Annotated in this window: 2 protein-coding genes; one reads left to right on the forward strand and one right to left on the reverse strand. The window is 73.7% G+C overall.

Features of this window, described 5'->3' with window-relative positions:
* A partial coding sequence (gene lysX / locus AOK24_RS40545; RefSeq protein WP_079057248.1) for a bifunctional lysylphosphatidylglycerol synthetase/lysine--tRNA ligase LysX occupies positions 1 to 1,946 on the reverse strand: 1,946 nt, incomplete at its 3' end.
* Positions 1,947 to 2,022: 76 nt separating this feature from the next.
* Here lysX and AOK24_RS40550 point away from each other — a divergent pair.
* Positions 2,023 to 2,417 (forward strand): universal stress protein (locus AOK24_RS40550; protein ID WP_055724912.1); only part of this gene is annotated, 395 nt, incomplete at its 3' end.

A 2,417-nucleotide genomic window follows, 5' to 3' on the forward strand; every position in this document is an offset into this window, starting at 1 on the left:
TCGCGGACGTCCGCGAGGGCGTGGGTGGGGGCGGGGACGCCCACCGGGTAGGGGTCCGTGCCGTCGTCGTACAGCCGCTGGAGCCGTTCCTGACGGACGCGGACCTGGTCGGAGGGGCCCTTCTCGCGGGGTGACAGGGGCTCCGCCAGCTCCTCCAGGGGCGGCAGGTCGCCGGTGGAGGAGGCGGGGCGTACCGCGTGCTTGAGGCGGTGCCGGCGCAGGGACGGTACGACCACGAAGCCCTCGGCGATCCCGGAGGCGAGGCCGACGCGGGCGAGGGCGCCGGTGTCGCCGTAGCAGAGGAAGCGGGGGTACCACAGGGGCCGGTACTTGGCGTTGGAGCGGTAGAGGGCCTCCAGCTGCCACCACTTGGAGAAGAACAGCAGCAGGCGGCGCCACAGGCGCAGGACCGGTCCGGCGCCGATGCGGGCACCCTCCTCGAACACCGAGCGGAAGACCGCGAAGTTGAGGGAGATGCGGCGGATGCCCAGCTTGGGGGCGGCGGCGCAGACTTCGGCGACCATGAACTCCATGACGCCGTTGGGGGCGGCGCGGTCGCGGCGCATGAGGTCGAGGGAGATGCCGTCGGGGCCCCAGGGGACGAAGGAGAGCAGCGCGAGGAGACGGCCGTCGTCGGCGACGGTCTCGACGAGGAGGCAGTCGCCGTCGGCGGGGTCGCCGAGCCGGTCGAGGGCCATGGAGAAGCCGCGTTCGGTCTCGGTGTCGCGCCAGGCGTCGGCGCGGTCGACGACCTCTTCCATCTCCTCGGGGGTCAGGGCGGAGTGGCGGCGTACCCGGCAGGTCGCGCCGGTGCGGCGGACGCGGTTGACGGCCTGGCGGGTGACGCGCATGTCGCGTCCGCCGAGGTCGAAGGAGGGGATGTCGAGGATCGCCTCGTCGCCGAGCTGGAGCGCGCCGAGGCCGGCGCGGGCGAAGGCGGTGGCGCCGTCCTCGGAGGCGCCCATGACGGCGGGGGTCCAGCCGTGGCGGCGCGCGGTGTCCTGCCAGGCGGCGATGGCGTGCGGCCAGGCCTCGCGGTCGCCGACGGGGTCGCCGCTGGCGAGGCAGACGCCGGCCTCGACGCGGTAGGTGACGGCCGCCTTGCCGCTGGGCGAGAAGACGACGGCCTTGTCGCGGCGGGTGGCGAAGTAGCCGAGGGAGTCGTGGGCGCCGTACCGCTTGAGGAGGGCGCGGATGCGGGCCTCCTCGTCGCCGTGCAGGGCGGCTTCCATGCGTTGGCTGCGGAACAGCGTGGCGGCGGCGTTCAGGAGGGCGAGGGCGCCGAAGAGGCCGAGGAGGAAGAAGAGGGCGCGCGGCGGGCGGCCGTCGAAGGAGCCGCCGGAGACGAGCCCGCCGAGCACCCGGTCGGCGGCCCAGGCGAGGCGCTGGCCGCGCGGCAGGGTGCCGTGGAACAGCTCGACGAGCCCCCAGCCGGCGAGGATCGCGAGCCCGAGGCCGACCAGCAGCACGAGGACGGCCCGGCGGACGGCGCCGTGCCGGGAGTCGGCGTAGAACTCGCGGCGCGCGAAGAGCAGGACGACGAACGCGAGCCCGCAGACGACCAGCGACAGCAGCGACATGGTGTAGTCGCCGAACGCGACCCCGAGGCAGTCCCCGAGCACCAGCAGGCCCAGGTAGACGACGACCAGCCACCAGGCGACCTTCTTGCGCGCGGCCGTCGCGCCGGCCAGCAGGAACAGGAAGACGGCGTAGGCGAGGTTCGCGCTGACCGGGATGATCAGCAGGTCGACCAGGTCGACGGCCGGGCGCAGCAGGCGGCGCAGCGGCGGCACGAAGGCGAGGACGACGCACAGCACCCCGATGGCCCCGAAGAACCCGCCGAACGCCTCGGGGACCCGGGTGAGGTGGCGTGCCCTGTCCTTCTTCGCCGGCCGCTCGTTCTCTGCCCGCTCGGCGGCGGTGGTCGCGGTTCCTGCTGCGCTCATGGCTTCGACTGTAGGAAGGAGGCGAGCCGGGCGCCCGTCGAGAAGGGGGAAGCGGTCGTTCCGATAGCCTCGGTGCGTGACGGAACAGCATCAGCGGGAGCCCTCGCAGGGGTTCGAGCGGGGGACCGACGGTCCCAAGGTCATCGTGGTCGGGGTGGACGGCTCCGACTCGTCCCTGAGGGCCGCCGCGTACGCCGCGGGGCTCGCGCGGCGGCAGCGGGCGCTGCTGGCGATCGTGTACATCCAGCCGGTGATGGCGGCGGGGGCCGCGATGGGGGTGCCGGTCGCGGAGACCACGGATCAGATCGCCGAGGATCTCGTCGCGCAGATCCGCAGCGAGACCGAGCGGCTGAAGGGGATATTCGACATCCGCTGGGAGTTCCACACGTTCCGCGGGGACCCTTACGCCGGGCTCGTGACCGCCGCCGACGACCTGAAGGCGGACGCGGTGGTCGTCGGCGGCGGTCACGA

The organism is Streptomyces niveiscabiei (genome assembly GCF_001419795.1).
In the GTDB taxonomy this organism is placed as follows: Bacteria; Actinomycetota; Actinomycetes; order Streptomycetales; family Streptomycetaceae; genus Streptomyces; species Streptomyces niveiscabiei.